Below are 17117 nucleotides of genomic sequence, written 5' to 3'. Positions count from 1 at the left end.
CTCACCTCGCTGGAGATCGGTGTTCGAGTACGACGCCGTAGGGGTGTTCCTCGACGACGGTGAAGAGCGGGGACGCCGCGAGGGTGTCGCGCAGCCTCGCGAAGCCGCCGGGGGGCAGCAGCCCCTCGCCGGCGGTGTAGACGTCCTGGGTGCGGGTGAGGATGACGTACGCCCGTGTCCCGGGCGGGATCCCGTCGTCCAGATAGCGGGCCGGGTCGGCGAGCATCCGTTCGTTCTCGGGCAGTTCCTGCTCGGCGAAGAACCAGTGCTCCAGCCGGTCGTAGCGGTGCAGCGCCCTCGGGAACGAGCCGGTGGCGGCGAGGACCAGGCTTCCCTCGGGGGCCCGGTCGATGGACCGGGTGACCAGGGCCGTCTCCGCCGGCGGGGTGTAGTGCATGCGCTCCTTGCCGTAGTACGAGGGGAGGAACCCGGCGGCGAGCGCGACCAGCCACACGGGCAGCGCGACGGCGGCGATGCGCCGCCGCACGGTCCTGGCGCGCGGTGAGGCAGCCCGGGCACCGGCGGCCGGGACGAGTGCCGCGGCGGCGAAGAACGCCGCTCCGGGCAGGCCGAACAGATAGACGCGGAACAGCATTTCACCGCCGTAGTCGTTGACGGTGAACAGCGGCAGCGGCGCCGCCGACACCACCAGCAGTGGCAGGGCGCTGCGGACCAGCCTGCGCCGGGTGAGCACGGCGGCGGCGGCCGGGACCGCGACCGCGAACACCATCAGCACATTGGCCAGGCCCGCGAGTTCGGGCCCCGGGCCGGTCAGCCGGCCGGCGTATCCCGGGCGTGAGTTGCGGGTCAGCTCGCCGAGGGACTCGCGCAGGGTTCCGAGGGTCTCCAGGAACAGCGGCCGGCCCATGGTCAGGTCCCAGACCAGCATCACGGCACAGGCGACCGCGAGGAGCCCGTAGTTGCGATAGCGGCGGGTGAGGAGCAGGGCGGCCAGCGACACGCACAGCATCACCGGGGTGAGCTGGTGCGAGGCGTTGACCGCCAGGAGCAGGGGCAGGAGGACCAGCACGCAGACGGCACGCTGACGTCGGCCGGTCGGCGGCGGCACGGCGGCCGCGGCGGGGTCGAGGAACGTGCGGTCCCGCAGCCTCCCGGCCGACCCCGGCAGCACGAAGTGGCGCAACACCACCGCGAGCACCGTCAGGTGCAGCAGATAGGCGAAGCCCTGCGGGGCGAGGTAGTCCTGGCCGACCCAGTTGGCGAGCTGGTAGATCCAGACGCCGGTCCACACCAGCCGCCAGTCCTCGGTGAAGGTCCGGTAGAGCAGCACGAGTACGGGCATGAGCAGCAGCCCGAGCACCACCGGCGCCCAGTTGAGGTACGCGGCCGCGCTCTCCACCCCGAAGGAGCGCACCAGGGCGGCGTTGAGACCGAAGAAGCCGGGCCACTGCTCGTAGGCCGCCATGTTCCCGGACAGCGGTGCGTGCGGGCGCAGTTCACCGCCCGCCAGGAGCGTGTCGACGACGGCGTCGTGCTTGGAGGCCCACGGGTAGCGCACCGAGTCGTACAGCAGCGCGGGAGGGGCCTTCAGGGCGAACAGCATCCCCACGCAGTACGCGGCCGGCCACCAGGGGGCGGTGCCCGCGCGCCGCAACGCGAGCAGGAAGCCGCAGGTGAGCACCAGGAGCGCGGCGAAGAACGCCGCCGGCAGCCGGTCGAGGAGCCCGTACTCCCCCATCGTCCGGAAGCCGATGCGCGGCAGCGCATACCCCCAGAGGGCGAGACCGAGGAGCAGGGGGAGCCAGGCGAGGCCGGGCAGGGGCGGCCGCCTCCGCGGGCGGGCGCCGGCGCCCGCGGGCGGCCGGTGGCCCTCGGCCCGCGCCACCGCCGGCAGCACGCCGCTCCCGGTGACCGGCGTGGGCACGCGTTGCTGCTGCACCGTGCGACTCCCCCCACGGATGTGGACGCTGCTGTCGGTCCGCTGTCGCCTTCAGCGAAGTATAGGAATCTGGTGAGGTTTTGGGTGGCTCTCGACCATCTTCGCCCGTCACCCCGCGAACCTCGGGCCGCGCACGGCCGCCCGCGCCCTCCGGTAGAGCCGCCAGCCCATGGTGGGCAGCGAATCCGGGTACGGGGCCACCCGTGCGCCCGTGCCGTCCATCCACGCGCGCACATCGGCGGCCGTGTGGCCGCGGCGCAGGATGAGCCGGGCGATCCGGTAGGCCGCATCGGTCTCCGAGCTGAGCGCGTGGCGCACGGCGACGGCGGACTCGTACCCGGCGTCCCGGGCGGCCCGGCGCACGGCACGGCTGTTGTAGCCGTGCGGGTAGGCGAGGTGGCGCACCCGGTGGCCGAGGGTGTCCTCCAGTACGGCCTTGGAGTGGCGCAGTTCGTACCGAAGCCGCCCGGCGCCGAGCGTGTCGAGCTGGGCATGGGTGACGGTGTGGCCGCCGACCTCCACGCCGTACCGCTCCAGCAGGGGCGCCTGGGCGAGCGTCATCATCGGCGCGGGCGGCAGCAGGCTGCGCAGCCCGGGCGTGATGGCCCCGGTGGTCAGATACGCGGTGGCGGGCAGACCGCGGGCGGCGAGTGCCTCGGCGGTGGGGCCTGGCAGGTCGGCGAAGCCGTCGTCGAAGGTGAGGACGACGGGACGGGGCGGCAGCGGTGCGCCCCGGCCGGCGAGATGGTCGGACAGGGTGCCGATCCTGATGGGCGTACGGCCGCTGGCGACGACGGCGTCGAGCTGGGCGGCGAACTCCGCGGGACCGACGGTGAACTCCGCGATCCAGGCCGGCGGATCATCCATGACGGCGTGGTAGAGCAGCACGGGAATACGGGTCTCCGGGGAGCCGCGGAGGTGCACGGGGGCCGGGGATTCCCGGAGGCTTCCGGGTCCCCCGGGCCCGGTCCCCTGGGGTCCTCGGGGTCTCCCGGGCCTGAGGGGTTCTTGGGGGCTTCGGGGTTCATGGGGCTGGTGGGATTCATAGGGCTGGTGGGATTCATTCGGGACGCAGGAGCCGTGTGGCTCGAGCGGCTCACATGGGCTGTGCGGCTCGAGCGGCTCGCGTGGTGCACCTGGTGCACCTGGTGCCGTCATCTCTCCTCCCAGGGGAGCGGCAGGCGGCGGACCCGGCGGCGGGCCCGGACATAGCCGAGCGGCCCTGCGAGCATCCCGCGCCGCTCCAGCCGGGAGAGGCCCCGCGGCCAGGGGTGGAGACCCGCGCCATGCTGCCCGGGAACGCCCCGGTCCGCGTCCCGTCGGGGTTCCCGGTCCGCGTCCCGCTGTGCTTCCCGGTGCGCGGTCATCGACCGGGCGTGGGCCAGGCCGCGGGGCAGCCGGGCGAGCAGCGCCGGCAGCAGGCCGGGCCGGCGGGCCACGAGCGCGGTGAGGTACGCGGTGAGGCCGGCGCCGTAGCCGAACGCCTGGTTCCGCAGATCGTGCCCGGTCTCCCGATGGTGGTGCCAGACGAGCGCGTCGGGCGTGTACCGCAGCCGGTGGCCGTCGGTGAGGATCCGTACGAACGCGTAGAGGTCGTCACCTCCGCGGGCCGCGGTGCCGGTACCGGTCGCCGGGTCGAACCCGCCGACCGCCCTGAGCGCCCGGGCGCGGAACGCCATGTTGGCGCCGGAGCCGAAACGGCCCGCGGTGAACGGGAACAGCGGGTCGTCGACGGGCGGCCGCGCCGGGTCGTAGGTGCGGGGGGCGAAGCCCTTGGCGAACCCGCCGTGGCTCTCCAGCAGGACCTGGGCTGGTGTGCCGAGTCGCGCGGGGAGGATCAGCCCGGTGACACACCCGATGCGCGGGTCCTCGGCGAACGGTGCCGTCAGCGCGGTCAGCCAGTGCGGATCGGCGACGACGTCATCGTCGGTGAAGGCGAGCACGGCGCCGTCGGCCGCGGCGACACCGCGGTTGTGGGCGACGGCGAGACCGGGCACGGGCTCGCGCACATAGCGCACCCGCCCGCCGTACTTCCGCTCGACCAGTTCCCTGGTGGCCCCGGTCAGCGGCGCGTTGTCGACGACGACGATCTCGAAGTCCGGATGGTCCTGGGCGAGCAGCGACGCAAGCGCGCGACCGAGCGCACCGGGGCGCTCGCGGGTCGCGACGATGACACTGGCCCGGTACGGGCGGATCCGCGGGGCGTCTTCTGCGGGAGCCGCCGGGGGAGTCGCGTTGACCGGGACCACCGAGGAAACCGCGTTGTCCGGCGCCGCGCGGAGGTGGTGCGGCCCGGCGCCGTGTGCCGTACGGTCCGCGGCGGCCCCTGCCAGCCGGCCTCCGGCGGCAGCGGTCCCGGCCAGTCGCTCCTTGGCCGCGACGGCCAGGATGCCGGCCGGGTCGGCGCCGGCCGGCACGGTCGCGGTGAAGGTGCCGACGGGACGGCCCCGATGGCGTACGAGCACGAACACCTCCCCCGGTCCGACCCCGGGCCCACCCGGCGCAGGCCGCAGGGCGAGCACACCGTGGGCGGGGACGCCCCCTTCTGCCCGGGACCCCGCGCACGGCGGCGGATCGAGCGCGTCGAGGTCCAGCTCGGCGACCTGCATGGGGCGGGGAAGCGGCGGCGCGAGCGGAGTGCGGCGAGTGCGCGGCATGGGAGTCTCCCCGAGTGGTGTCGTCGGTGCCGTCCCGGTGCGGACATGGGCCGTGCCGGTGCGGGCGAAGGCAGTCCTGGTGCGGCCCGTCGCCTTCCGTTGCGGTCTGGCGCCTTCGGCGCGGTGTGCGATCTCCGTGCGTGGATGACTTCCGGTGCCCGGTACGGCCCGGTGCGGCCCGGTGCCCTCGGTCCCCTCAGCGCGCTGTCGGGGGCTGTCGGGTCAGCCCATGTGATCGGCCGGTGCGGCACTCCGGCGGATCCGGGGGTGCGACAGAGCCGCAGGGTGCGTCTGCCGCCCGGCCCGTCGGCCGCCCCCCCCCCAGCCGACCTGAAGCGTTCTGCCCCGACCCGACCCGACCCGATCTGACCCGACCCGACCTCAGCCACCGTGAGCCGCCCCGGCCCTCAGTCGCCCCTCAGCCGGCCGATGAGGCCGAGCGTCCGCTGTGCGTACCCGGCGAGGCGGGGCCGGTCGCGGACGAAGCCGTGGGCGCGGCGCCCCGGCTCGCGGCTCAGCCGGTGCAGCACGGCGCCGGGGCCCGGCCGGGTGGACGAGCCCTCGCGGACGCGCAGTTCACCGGTTCTGAGGGCGTCCTTGTACTCGGCGGCGCCGCGGCCGAGATCGAGCATCCCGATGCCCGCAGCCGCGGCGGCCTCGGCCATCCGCAGATGCAGTATCAGCCCCGGCGAGTACTTGGCGTACGCGGTGTCGTAGGAAGGGAACCAGCAGGACAGCACCGTGCGCGAGCGCAGTCCGAAATGGGCCGCTACGGGGTGCTCCGCGGCATACAGCACCGAGAGCACGCCGGAACAGCCCGGCGCCCGGGAGCCGTGCAACCGCCGCACGAGCGTGGTGATCCACTCCCGGGCGAACCGGTCACGGCGGCCGGTCCTGCGGTACTGGGCGGACTTCCAGGCCATGAGGGTCCGCAGCACGGAGGGGTCCCGCTCGTCGAAGACGAAACGCACCTCGCCCGACTGCCGGCCCAGCCTGCGTTCCTTGGCCTGGGTGGTCCTGAGGAACTTGGGCGACTGCCCGCGCAGCCGCTCCTCGTACACGGCGTACCCCTCGCCCACGTCGATCACCGGCGAGACGAACTCCTCGGCACCGCGCGGCCCGAAGAGATCCTGCCCGGCCTCCAGGTTGTCGAACTCCCACACGGAGAGCGAACAGGCCCGCAGCAGCTCGTCTGCGGAGAGTCGCAGACCCGGCCGCAGCACCGCCCCCTGGCAGTCGGAGACGCCGAAGCCGATGGCCCGGCCATGTCCGAACAGGCCCTTCTGGTGGGGGAAGAAGCCGACCGGCACTCCGTCCTCCTCCACGACCGCCACCCTGGCGTCCTGCCGCACACCGGCGACGGCCAGCGTGAACTCAGGCTCCATGAAGGGACTGGCGGGCGCGCCCGACTTGGCCCGCAGCCCACGCCAGGAATCGGCCTCCCCCTCGTCCAGTTCGCCGGGCCTGACGACACGAATGCGCACACCGCTCAACTCGACCCCCCGGTCTCCCCCTTGCCCTTCCCCGAAACAGGACGGTACCGGCCGAAATCAACCCGCGACAGGGGGTGGGAGGGGCGCTGTGGACAACCCGGGGAGAGGGGTGAAGTCCCGTGAAAGACGGTGCTCACGGGGTGAATCGCGGGAGCGCGCACCCCCGGTGGCGCGCCCCCGGTCGGAGCCGGAGCCGTAGATCAGGACCGCGGGCCGGAGCCGAAGGGCCTTCAGTCGGACCCGTCGGGGGGAGCGGCTGCGGTTCCCAGCGGACTGAGGGAGAGCGAGCGGCCTCGGCGCCGGACCGCGTGCGGCGCGCTACTCGCAGGCGACACCGTCACCGTCGCGGTCCAGGTGCCGGCCGTACCCCGGCTCCCCCCTGCGGATCGGATCGGCGCCCGCGGCGCGCACCTCGGTGCAGTTCCCGTAGGAGGCCGAACCGCCCCATCCACCGCCGTCGTCCGAACCGCCCGATCCGCCGTCATCCGAACCCCCCGATCCGCCGTCGTCCCAACCGCCCGATCCGCCGTTCTCGGCAGGAGCCACCGTGACGCGGACGGTCTCCGTCTTCGTCACGGTCGGTGCGGGCTCGGGCTCGGCCGTCACCGTCTCGGTGACGGCCGGCGCGGGGGTGGCGGTGACCGTCGCGGTCACGGTCGCGGCAGGTGCCGCCTTGGTACTCGCCGCGACCCCGGTCTCCGTCTCGCCGTCGGACCCGGCGACGGCACCGGCGAAGAGCAGCGTGAGCGCGGCCGGGATCAGGACCCGCTTGCGCGCCCACTTCGGGCGATCCGGCTGCGGGCCGGGGGGCCCGTACGGGTTGGGGGCTCCCGGGGCGGGTGGCCGGCCCCAAGGCGGCTGCGGGGACGTCGGATTATGTGACATGGCTCTCCCAAGGACACGCTGAGGGAGCCGACCGTAGCGGACACGCCACTGGATACGGGTCGGTTTCGTGAGACAGGAGCGCCTCGGCCGCCGCCTCGCCGTACGACGCGAGGAGGTGCGCGCGCCGGGAGGCGGGCTCCTTCAGGCCGCTCGCGCTCCCCGCCGCCACACCCCGTGGACCAGCGGAACGCCGGGGCGGTAGGCCAGGTGGACATGGCTCGGCGCGTCCAGGACGGTCAGGTCGGCGCGGGCGCCGGGTGAGAGACGGCCGATGTCGGTGCGGCGCAGTGCGGCGGCGCCGCCCGCCGTGGCCGACCACACCGCCTCGTCCGGCGTCATCCCCATGTCCCGTACCGCCAGGGCGATGCAGAACGGCATGGAGGAGGTGAACGAGGAGCCCGGATTGCAGTCGGTCGACAGCGCGACGGTCGCCCCGGCGTCGAGCAGCCGCCGGGCGTCGGGCCACCGGGCGCGGGTGGAGAACTCGGCACCGGGGAGCAGCGTCGCCACCGTGCTGCCGCTCGCGAGTGCGTCGACGTCCGCCGGGGTGAGGTGGGTGCAGTGGTCGGCGGACGCCGCGTCCAGCTCGACGGCGAGCTGGACGCCGGGGCCGTGGGTGAGCTGGTTGGCGTGCACGCGTGGTACGAGCCCCTTGGCCATGCCGGCGGTGAGGACCGCCCGCGCCTGGTCCCCGTCGAACGCGCCCTTCTCGCAGAACACGTCCACCCAGCGGGCGTGCGGGGCGCAGGCGTCGAGCATCGCCCCGGTCACGAGCGCGACATACCCCGCGGGGTCGTCGGCGTAGTCGGGGGACACGATGTGGGCGCCGAGATAGGTCACCTCCTCGGTGTGCCGCGCGGCGATACGCAGGGCACGCGCCTCGTCCGCCACGGTGAGCCCGTACCCCGACTTGGTCTCGAACGTGGTGGTTCCCTGGCGCAGCGCCTCGTCCAGGTAGTGCGTGAGATTCGCCTCCAGCACCTCGTCGGAGGCGGCACGGGTGGCGGCGACGGTGGTCCTGATCCCGCCGGCCGAGTAGGCGCGGCCCGACATACGGGCGTTGAACTCGGCGGTGCGGTCGCCCGCGAAGACGAGGTGGGAGTGCGAGTCGACGAAGCCGGGGACGACCGCGCGGCCCTCCGCGTCGTACACCTCGTCGGCAGCGGGCGCGTCGGCCGCGGGTCCGGCCCAGGCGACGGTGCCGCCGTCGAGGACGAGGGCGGCGTCCTCGATCTGCCCCAGGGGACCGCCGTCGCCGAGGGCGGGATCGTTGGTGACGAGGGTGCCGATGCGGGTGATGAGGGTGCTGCCCATGGTTCCTCTCCGTGGCCTTTCGTCCCCCTGCGGAGAAGGGGCCCACCGTGTCGCTGCCCATGCTTCCACAGGCGCCTCCGGGCCTCTCCGGTCGGCCCCGGGGGGCGGGGCGGGCGCGCCGGCCGCGCGCCCGCCGGCCCGGGACGGCCTCACGCACGGGGGCGGAGAAGCCGGCGGCCGCAGCCGGGCGGGACCGCCCCGCCCCGCCCCCGGGCACCCGGCCTCACGCACGGCGAGGGCATACGGCCGCAACCGGACCCGGTGACACGGTCTCGGCCCGGAAGAGCGCGGCGCGATCCCCGGCCATGGCCGTTGGCCCCGGTCCCAGCCGCAGCCGCAGCCGCAGCCACAGCCACAGCCACAGCCACAGCGAGCGTCGCGTCAGCGGATCCGCGAGCCGTACACGTGCTCGACGGGCATCGTCATGAGGACCCTGCGGTCGGACACCATCGCGGAGCGGTACTCCTCCCAGTCCGGATGCTCACCGGCAACGCGGCGGTAGTACGTCACCAGAGCCTCCACCTCCGGTCCGTCCGGGTCGGTACCCGGACCGGTGAGCGTCACCGTGCCCTCGGCCGTCGCCCAGGACCAGCCGTCGGAACTGGTCACCTCCAGGGCCGCGCGCGGGTCCCGGCGCAGGTTGGCCGTCTTGGCCCGCCCTTCGGTCACCGACACATAGACGGTGTCGGCCTCACGGTCGTAGAAGGGCATCACCGGCGAGAGCTGCGGGCGACCGTCCGCCTTGATGGTGGCCAGGACGCCGAGACGGCTCTCGGAGAGCAGTGTGCGCGGGTCGTACTCGTCACCGTTCATGTGTCGCGCAACACAGGACCGGCCCGGACCATTCCCGCCGGGCCCAGCACTGCGGCACGGCCACCGCCGCCGGCCCGAAGGAAGCGCCGCCGCCGCACCGCCGCGTCCCGACGGAAGCCGGGCGGCCCCCGACCCGCGACCCGGGCCCGGCGTTTCCGCGCCGCCCTGCCGCACACGTGCCGCGTGGGTGGTACGGGCTCCCAGCGCGGTCAGCTCTCGCCCAGGTCGGAGATGAGCTGCTCGTGGCTGGCCGGACCCAGCTCCAACCCGCTGGAGAGCGGATTGTCGAGTTGGATGATGAGCACAAGACTCACCGCGACGACGAGGGCCACCCCGACGATCATCATCAGATGAAGCCGGGGGCGGTCGGACAGGAACAGGCAGCAGAACAGCAGCGTCATCGCACCGGAGACGAGCAGGGCGAACCACACCGGATCCTCCAGGTGCCCCTGCTCGGCCAGTTGGATGTAGAGGCTGTGCCGCTCGGCGACCTGGGCGAGCAGGCTCATGGCCGTGTCCAGGAAGGCGTCCTCCTGGTCGGTCTCCCCCCGCACACTCTCGATGGTGTTGAGAAGCGCGTCGTAGCTGTTGCCGGTCGCCTGGCTCTCGTCCCCCCTGGACAACGCGGGCCATTCGGCGACGACGGCCCGTGCGTAGTCCTCCACGGCGGCCACCACCCGCGCCTGGTCGTCGGGTCCGAGCACATGGCTGCCCGACGCGAGAGCGTCCAGGGCCGACACCTCCAGCCGCACGTCGTTGCGCAGGGAGACGTACACCTCCCACTGGTTGAAGATGGTGAACCCGCTGAGCAGCGCGTAGACGATACCCACCACCCCGAGAAGACCCGCGACCACCTGGTTCGTGGGGCGGAGCCCCTCGGCCGACCGGCTGGCAGGTCCGGGCGTCACCCGGCGCACGACCGCGAGCATCCCCAGGGCCACGGCCACCACCACGACCAGGACCAGCAGACGGAGGGCCCACAGAGGAAGGGCCTGGACCAGCGTGTGCGTCATCGAGGGTTCTCCTTCGTGGATACCCCGGGCTTCAGCCGGGGGAGGGGAACGGAGCTGCTGCGGAGCAGGGCGGGGAAGGCCGGTTCGCCGCCGGGGCGGACCGGCGTCCGCCTCCAACTGCCACCATTCCGTCACAAACTGATGGGGTGGTATGTGCACCGTAAAGGCCACCCATGTGAAGGGCGTTCACGTACCGCTTCTCTCCGACCGATGCGCAGACAGCCGAGACCTCACCGTCCGGAGCACGGATTCCGTTCTCCCGTGGACGCCCGGCACGGCGGCGGGGGGCGCCGCTCGCGGGCCGGGCGCCGCGGTGTACGGTTCGCCACCCTAGGCGAGCCGGGCCGCCCGCGCCCGGCATCCCGTCGGCGAGCCCCAGGAGCTACCCGTGCGGTGCAGCGGTGCAGCGTGGGGTACGCCCGGCGGCGGCTCGTGCTCGGCGCCGACGGCACGGTACCGCGCCTTCCGCCGAGGACGGGGAGGACGGGAGGGCCGCCCGCGGCACGGTCGTCCGGGTCCGGCGAGTCCGCACGGTGCGGCTCTGCCGGCGAGACGGCGGCCGCAACGACGCGGGCCGGCCTGGCCTCGTTCCGGCACTGTCCGGCGCGTCCCGGTCGTGTCTGGTCGCGCCCCGGTCATGTGCGGTCGAGCCCGACCTGGCGTGGTCCGCTCAGGCCCGCGCCGGCGGGACCCCTCCGATCCGGTTCGGTCAGGGACGCCCGGTTCGGTCTGGACCGTCTCGTCCGGTCTGGGCCGGCCGGTCCGATCCGGTCCCGATCCGGTCCCGATCCGGTCCGCGATCGGCGCCGAGCAGGGTCCGCGGGGCACCCCACCGCCCCGGCGGGGCGCCGCCCTCAGCCGCGCAGCGCCCCGATCGCCTGCGACAGCGCCGAAGGCACGTTCGGCACCAGGGTGTGCACGCCGTCGCGGACGATATGGCGCCCGGCCACGACCGTGTGCCGGACGTCCGCGGCGGTGGCGGCGAAGACCGCGGTCTCCGCGCCCAGCCGGGGCAGCGGTCCGGCCGTGCGCACCGAGTCCAGCGCCAGGGTCGTGAAGTCGGCGAGCGCGCCGGGCTCGAGCGGTCCCGCGCCGTCCCATCCGAGTGCCGCGTACCCCTCGGCTGTGGCGGCGCGCAGCAGGGAGGCGGCCGTCCAGTGGCCTCGGGTGCGGGTGCGCAGCCGCTCGTCCAGTTCCATCGCGCGGGCCTCCTCCAGGAGGTCGATCACCGCGTGGCTGTCGCTGCCGAGCGACAGCGGTGATCCCGCCGCCTGGAGCGCCTTCGCGGGGCCGATGCCGTCGGCGAGGTCCCGTTCGGTGGTCGGGCACATGCAGGTGCCGGTCCCGCTGCCGCCGAGGAGGCGGATGTCCCCGTCCGTCAGATGGGTGTTGTGGACGCCCGTGGTGCGCCGGCCGAGCACGCCGTGGTCGGCGAGCAGCCGCGTGGGCGTGCAGCCGTGGGCCTTCAGGCAGGCGTCGTTCTCGGCGGTCTGCTCGGAGAGATGGACGTGCAGGGGCGCGCCGCGCTCCGCCGCCCACTCGGCCACCACGGGCAGCTGGGCCGCCGGAACGGCGCGTACGGAATGGATGGCGGCGCCGATCCTGGCCAGCTCCCCGCCCTTGAGCAGGGACACCCGCTCGGCCCACGCCTCGGCGGTGCCGTCGGAGAAGCGGAGCTGGTGCCGGTTCGGAGGCTCCCCGCGGTGCTTGTCCCCGACGGCCGACGACAGGTACGCCGTGTCGAGGAGGGTGATCCGGATGCCCGCGTCCGCCGCCGCGGCGATCATCGCCTCGCCCATCGCGTTGGGGTCGGCGTACGGCCGGCCGCCGGGCGCGTGGTGCACGTAGTGGAACTCGCCGACGACCGTGATCCCCGCCAGCGCCATCTCCGCGTACACGGCGCGCGCCAGCGCGTGGTAGTTCTCCGGGGTGAGCCGGGCGGCCACCCGGTACATGGCGTCGCGCCAGGTCCAGAAGGTCCCGGAGCCCAGCTGCACCACACCGCGCAGTGCCCGGTGGAAGGCGTGGGAGTGGGCGTTGGCCAGTCCGGGCACCGTCAGCCCGCGGAGCGCCACGGCGCCCGGCTCCGGTGCCTCGGCCCCGGTGCGGACGGCCGTGATCCGGCCGTCCGCGATGTCGAGGGCGACCCCCGGCTCGACGTGTGCACCGAGCCAGGCATGCTCCAGCCAGTACGTCGTCAGCTGCACGCGAGACCCTCCAGTACGTCGGCGAGTGCGAGGACCCCGGCGACGCAGTCGTCCTCGGCGGCGTGCTCGGCCGGGGAGTGGGAGACGCCCGTCGGGTTCCGTACGAACAGCATGGCGGTCGGCACGGCCGCGGAGAGGATACCGGCGTCGTGTCCGGCCCCCGTGCCAAGCAGCGGAACCCGTCCGCCCAGCAGCCGGCCGATCTCGTCGCGCAGGGCGTGCCCGAACTCGACGACCGGGGTGAACGACTCCCGTACGACGGCGAGGTCGACGCCGTCGCGCTGGGCGCGGTCCTTCGCGGCCTGCTCGATCGCGGAGACGACCGTGTCGAGCACGGCCTGGTCGGCGGCGCGCGAGTCGAGCCAGCCGCGGACGAGGGACGGGATGGCGTTGACGCCGTTCGGCTCCACGGAGACCTTGCCGAAGGTGGCGACGGCACCGGCCAGTTCGGCCTCGCGGCGGGCCGCGAGGACGGTCTCCGCGTAGGTCGGCATCGGGTCGCGGCGGTCGGCGAGGCGGGTGGTGCCCGCGTGGTTCGCCTCGCCCCGGAAGTCGAAGCGCCAGCGGCCGTGCGGCCAGATGGCGCTGGCGATGCCGACCGGGTCGCCCGAGACGTCCAGCGCCCGGCCCTGCTCCACATGGAGTTCCACGAAGGCGCCCACACGGGAAAGGCGTTCGGGGTCGGCGCCGATGGTCCCGGGGTCGAGGCCGGCCGCCTCCATGGCCTCGGGCAGGCTCACCCCGTCGGCGTCCCGCAGTGCGTATGCCTGCTCCCTGGTCAGCTGCCCGGCCGCGAGACGGGAGCCGACACAGGCAAGTCCGAAGCGGGCGCCCTCCTCGTCGGCGAAGTTGGCGATCGCGAAAGGCCGGGTGAACTCGGCTCCTCTGCGGCGGAGTTCGTCGAGCGCCGCGAAGGCGGAGACGACTCCGAGGGGCCCGTCGAAGGCGCCTCCGTCGGGGACGGAGTCCAGGTGGCTGCCCGTGACGACGGCGTCCCCGGCAGCGGGGACGCTCCGGGTACCGCCGCCACCGCCACCGCCACCGCCGGCGGAGGCAGAGGCAGGGGCAGAGGCAGAGGCAGAGGCAGAGGCAGGGTGGCCGAGCCAGGCCCACTGGTTGCCGTTGCGGTCGGTCTCGTAGGCGAGCCCGCGGGCCTCGGCCTGTTCCTGGAACCAGTTGCGGCAGTCGGCGTCGGCGCCCGTCCAGGCATGGCGCCGGTAGCCGCCGCTGTCCGTGTCCCGGCCGATGCGCCGCAGCTCGGACCACATCTCCTGGAACGAGGGGGGCTGTGCCGCGGCCCCGACCGCGCCCGAGGCGCCGGTCAGCGGTTCGCGCGCGCTCACCCGGCGCTGGGCGCCCATCGCCGTGCGGGGGCTCACCGGTTCTTCGGCGCTCACCGGTTCGTCGGCGCTCATCGAGCCGTGCGCGCTCACCGGGAGTCGCCCTCACGCATCGGGACGCGCACGCCCTTCGCCTCGGAGACGGACTCCGCGATCTCGTAGCCCGCGTCGACGTGCCGGATGACGCCCATCCCGGGGTCGTTCGTCAGCACCCGGCGGATCTTCTCGGCGCCGAGTCGGGTGCCGTCCGCGACGGTGACCTGGCCGGCGTGGAGGGAACGCCCCATGCCGACGCCGCCGCCGTGGTGGATCGACACCCAGGAGGCGCCGGAGGCGACGTTGACCATGGCGTTCAGCAGCGGCCAGTCGGCGATGGCGTCCGAGCCGTCGAGCATCGCCTCGGTCTCACGGTACGGGGAGGCCACCGAGCCGCAGTCGAGGTGGTCGCGCCCGATGGCCAGCGGGGCCCGCAGCTCACCCCCGGCGACCATGTCGTTGAAGCGCTCGCCCGCCCGGTCCCGCTCGCCGTAGCCGAGCCAGCAGATGCGGGCCGGAAGGCCCTGGAAGTGGACGCGCTCGCCCGCCATCCTGATCCAGCGGGCCAGGGACTCGTTCTCGGGGAAGAGTTCCAGGATCGCCTTGTCGGTACGGGCGATGTCGGCCGGGTCGCCGGAGAGCGCGGCCCAGCGGAACGGGCCCCTGCCCTCGCAGAAGAGGGGCCGGATGTAGGCGGGGACGAAGCCGGGGAAGGCGAACGCCCGGTCGTATCCGGCCAGCTGCGCCTCGCCGCGGATCGAGTTGCCGTAGTCGAAGACCTCGGCGCCGGCGTCCAGGAACCCCACCATGGCCTCGACGTGCCGGGCCATGGACTCGCGGGCGCGGGTGGTGAACCCGGCCGGGTCCTTCGCCGCGTACGAGGCCATGTCGCCGAAGTCGACCCCGGTGGGCAGGTAGGCCAGCGGGTCGTGTGCGGAGGTCTGGTCGGTGACGATGTCGATCGGCGCGTTCATGGCGAGCAGCTGCGGCACGAGTTCGGCCGCGTTGCCGAGCACGCCGACGGACAGCGGGCGGCGGGCGTCGCGGGCCTCGGCGGCCAGCTGGAGGGCGTGCTCGAGACTGTCGGCCTTCACGTCGAGGTAGCGGTGCTCGATGCGGCGTTCGATGGCCCGGGGGTCGCAGTCGATGCAGAGGGCGACGCCGTCGTTCATGGTGACGGCGAGCGGCTGGGCGCCGCCCATCCCGCCGAGCCCGGCGGTCAGTGTGATCGTCCCGGCCAGTGTGCCGCCGAACTTCTTGGCCGCAACGGCGGCGAAGGTCTCGTAGGTGCCCTGGAGGATGCCCTGGGTGCCGATGTAGATCCAGGAGCCCGCGGTCATCTGCCCGTACATGGTGAGCCCGAGGGCCTCCAGACGCCGGAACTCCTCCCAGTTCGCCCAGTCGCCGACGAGGTTGGAGTTGGCGATGAGCACACGGGGCGCCCACTCGTGGGTCTGCATCACGCCGACCGGGCGGCCGGACTGGACGAGCATGGTCTCGTCCTGCTTCAGCGTCCGGAGCGTGCGGACCATCGCGTCGAACGAGCGCCAGTCGCGGGCGGCCTTGCCCGTGCCGCCGTACACGACGAGCTTGTCGGGGTGCTCGGCGACCTCCGGGTCGAGGTTGTTCTGGAGCATGCGCAGAGCGGCTTCCTGCTGCCACCCGAGGGCGCTCAGTTCCGTGCCGTGCGGTGCCCGTACGGGGCGGGGTCCTGACATGCCGATGCCTCCTCGCGACGTTGACTTTCCTATTCACATCCTGATGCCCTGAATAATTTCAGTCAACAGTGCGGGGGCGCCGGGTCCCCCCGTGTGTGTGCGACCTCCCCGGCGTCGCGGCAGCCCGGACCGGGGCCGTCCCGCTGCCGGGCAGGGCAGGGGGCTGCCCACCCGCACCGACCGGAGGTGAACACGGCGAGCCATCGGCGACCGGGCGCGGTGGGCGCGGTGGGCGCGAACGAGTGCGAATGGTTGACTGGAACCCATGGCTCATCTGGCTTCAGACCGTCGCGACCGGGCCGTACGAGCAGCCGTGGAGCAGGGCCTGCTCACCGAGACCGACCCCGTCGTCGCGCTTATCGACATCGCCGGCATCCGTGCCTCGGCCGCCGCGCTCCGGATCGCCTTCGAGGAGGTCACCGGCGCCCCCGTGCTGCACGCCTTCGCCGTGAAGGCCGCGCCGCTGGTGCCGGTGCTGCGGCTCCTGGACTCCGAGGGCATCGGCGCGGAGGTCGCCAGCCCGGGCGAGTCGGCGCTGGCGCTGGCCGCCGGTGTGCGGCCGGAGCGGATCGTGCTGGACTCCCCCGCAAAGACCCGGGCCGAGCTGACCGAGGCGCTGCGCCTGGGGATCGCCGTCAACGCCGACAGCCTCCAGGAACTCGACCGCATCGACACCCTGACCGGTGCGGGTACCGGCACCGGTACCGGCACCCGCACCGCTTCCGCGGCCGGCTCCGGCCTCGGACCCGGCCTCGGACCCGGCTCCGGGGGCTCGCGGCTCGGGTTGCGCATCAACGCGCAGATCGGCGCCGGCGCGATCGGTGCACTGTCCACGGCGACCGCGACCTCGAAGTTCGGCGTCGCCCTGTGTGACGAGGGGGCCCGCGAGCGCGTGGTGCGCGCCTGCCTCGACCGGCCCTGGCTGACCCGGCTGCACACCCACTCCGGCTCGCAGGGGCTGGGCCTTGAACTCATGGCGCAGGGCGTGCTGGCGGTGTACGAACTGGCCGAGGAGATCAACGCGGCCGCCGGCCGGCAGCAGATCGACACCGTCGACATCGGCGGCGGGCTGCCGGTCAACTTCGCCTCCGACGAGGAGGACCCCACCTTCGCCGACTACGCGCGGACACTGCGGGACGCGGTCCCCGGGCTGTTCGACGGCCGCTACGGGCTGGTCACCGAGTTCGGCCGGTCGCTGCTCGCCAAGCACGGCACGGTCCTCGCCCGTGTCGAGTACACCAAGACCGCCGGCGCCCGGCCCATCGCCCTCACCCACGCAGGGGTCCAGGTCGCCACCCGCACCGTCTACGACCCCGCCTCATGGCCGCTGCGGATCGCCGCGTACGACGCCAAGGGCGCCCCCAAGACGGGTGCCGCCGTGGTGCAGGACATCGCGGGGCCCGCCTGCTTCGCGGGCGACCTGCTGGCAGAGGCGCGGGAGCTGCCCCTGCTCGAGCCCGGCGACACGGTCGCCGCGCTGGACACCGGCGCTTACTACTTCAGCAGCCACTACGCCTACAACAGCCTTGCCCGGCCCGGCGTGCACGGCTTTCTGGCGGATGCCGGCGGCGTGCGCTTCACGACCGTGCGGGCCCCTCAGACGGTCGCGGAGATCGTGGCCGAGTCGGGCGGGGACCGGCCGGACGCGCTGCTGTAACGGGCCGCTGTCGCCCCCCGGTGGCCCATGGAGGATGACCAGCACAAGTGTCGCCGTCGAGCGGCGTCCAGCCCCGCGGAGGGC

Annotated in this window: 12 protein-coding genes; 1 reads left to right on the top strand and 11 read right to left on the bottom strand. The window is 73.9% G+C overall.

The window, feature by feature from the left end:
• Position 1: 1 nt before the first annotated feature.
• The 11 genes from SCWH03_RS16960 to hutU all read right to left on the bottom strand — a co-directional run bounded on the left by SCWH03_RS16960 (position 2) and on the right by hutU (position 15376).
• Positions 2-1900 carry a hypothetical protein gene (locus SCWH03_RS16960; RefSeq protein WP_173265091.1) on the bottom strand — a complete coding sequence of 633 codons (1899 nt, stop codon included), beginning with the start codon at positions 1898-1900 and terminating at the stop codon, positions 2-4.
• A gap of 108 nt (positions 1901-2008) precedes the next feature.
• Positions 2009-2767 carry a polysaccharide deacetylase family protein gene (locus tag SCWH03_RS16955; RefSeq protein WP_254076803.1) on the bottom strand — a complete coding sequence of 253 codons (759 nt, stop codon included), beginning with the start codon at positions 2765-2767 and terminating at the stop codon, positions 2009-2011.
• Positions 2768-3054: 287 nt separating this feature from the next.
• Positions 3055-4509, bottom strand: coding sequence for a glycosyltransferase family 2 protein (locus SCWH03_RS16950; RefSeq protein ID WP_173265163.1), 1455 nt, complete (start codon positions 4507-4509; stop codon positions 3055-3057).
• A 455-nt stretch (positions 4510-4964) separates the two neighbouring features.
• The gene (locus SCWH03_RS16945; protein ID WP_173265089.1) at positions 4965-6041 is read right to left on the bottom strand and encodes a GNAT family N-acetyltransferase; all 1077 of its coding nucleotides are present in this window, start codon (positions 6039-6041) and stop codon (positions 4965-4967) included.
• Positions 6042-6368: 327 nt separating this feature from the next.
• The gene (locus SCWH03_RS16940; protein WP_173265088.1) at positions 6369-6935 is read right to left on the bottom strand and encodes an excalibur calcium-binding domain-containing protein; all 567 of its coding nucleotides are present in this window, start codon (positions 6933-6935) and stop codon (positions 6369-6371) included.
• Between the two features lie 141 nt (positions 6936-7076).
• On the bottom strand, positions 7077-8249 hold the full coding sequence (gene hutI / locus SCWH03_RS16935) for an imidazolonepropionase (RefSeq protein WP_173265087.1): 1173 nt from the start codon (positions 8247-8249) through the stop codon (positions 7077-7079).
• Positions 8250-8630: 381 nt separating this feature from the next.
• The gene (locus tag SCWH03_RS16930; protein WP_173265086.1) at positions 8631-9062 is read right to left on the bottom strand and encodes a PPOX class F420-dependent oxidoreductase; all 432 of its coding nucleotides are present in this window, start codon (positions 9060-9062) and stop codon (positions 8631-8633) included.
• Positions 9063-9271: 209 nt separating this feature from the next.
• Positions 9272-10075, bottom strand: coding sequence for a bestrophin-like domain (locus SCWH03_RS16925; RefSeq protein WP_173265085.1), 804 nt, complete (start codon positions 10073-10075; stop codon positions 9272-9274).
• 854 nt (positions 10076-10929) lie between these two features.
• Entirely contained in the window at positions 10930-12282 is a 1353-nt protein-coding gene (locus tag SCWH03_RS16920; protein ID WP_173265084.1) for a formimidoylglutamate deiminase, read from the bottom strand.
• Positions 12273-13550: an allantoate amidohydrolase gene (locus SCWH03_RS16915; RefSeq protein ID WP_173265162.1), complete on the bottom strand. Its 1278-nt coding sequence runs from the start codon at positions 13548-13550 to the stop codon at positions 12273-12275. Before SCWH03_RS16915 ends, SCWH03_RS16920 begins: the two co-directional genes overlap by 10 nt.
• 161 nt (positions 13551-13711) lie before the next feature.
• Entirely contained in the window at positions 13712-15376 is a 1665-nt protein-coding gene (hutU, locus tag SCWH03_RS16910) for a urocanate hydratase (protein ID WP_173265083.1), read from the bottom strand.
• A 265-nt stretch (positions 15377-15641) separates the two neighbouring features.
• On the opposite strand from hutU, the gene SCWH03_RS16905 reads away from it, so the two are divergent.
• Positions 15642-17033 carry a type III PLP-dependent enzyme domain-containing protein gene (locus SCWH03_RS16905; RefSeq protein WP_173265082.1) on the top strand — a complete coding sequence of 464 codons (1392 nt, stop codon included), beginning with the start codon at positions 15642-15644 and terminating at the stop codon, positions 17031-17033.
• Positions 17034-17117 lie beyond the last annotated feature (84 nt).

This window comes from Streptomyces pacificus (assembly GCF_011766325.1).
GTDB classification, from domain to species: domain Bacteria; phylum Actinomycetota; class Actinomycetes; order Streptomycetales; family Streptomycetaceae; genus Streptomyces; species Streptomyces pacificus.
This window is presented reverse-complemented; position numbering and strand designations above follow the sequence as displayed.

Excerpts from the sequence above, each read along its gene's own strand:
- SCWH03_RS16955 (WP_254076803.1), bottom strand. The coding sequence starts at position 2,767 with ATGGATGATCCGCCGGCCTGGATCGCGGAGTTCACCGTCGGTCCCGCG.
- SCWH03_RS16950 (WP_173265163.1), bottom strand. The coding sequence starts at position 4,509 with ATGCAGGTCGCCGAGCTGGACCTCGACGCGCTCGATCCGCCGCCGTGC.
- SCWH03_RS16940 (WP_173265088.1), bottom strand. The coding sequence starts at position 6,935 with ATGTCACATAATCCGACGTCCCCGCAGCCGCCTTGGGGCCGGCCACCC.
- hutI (WP_173265087.1), bottom strand. The coding sequence starts at position 8,249 with ATGGGCAGCACCCTCATCACCCGCATCGGCACCCTCGTCACCAACGAT.
- SCWH03_RS16930 (WP_173265086.1), bottom strand. The coding sequence starts at position 9,062 with ATGAACGGTGACGAGTACGACCCGCGCACACTGCTCTCCGAGAGCCGT.
- SCWH03_RS16925 (WP_173265085.1), bottom strand. The coding sequence starts at position 10,075 with ATGACGCACACGCTGGTCCAGGCCCTTCCTCTGTGGGCCCTCCGTCTG.
- SCWH03_RS16915 (WP_173265162.1), bottom strand. The coding sequence starts at position 13,550 with ATGTGGTCCGAGCTGCGGCGCATCGGCCGGGACACGGACAGCGGCGGC.
- hutU (WP_173265083.1), bottom strand. The coding sequence starts at position 15,376 with ATGTCAGGACCCCGCCCCGTACGGGCACCGCACGGCACGGAACTGAGC.
- SCWH03_RS16905 (WP_173265082.1), top strand. The coding sequence starts at position 15,642 with ATGGCTCATCTGGCTTCAGACCGTCGCGACCGGGCCGTACGAGCAGCC.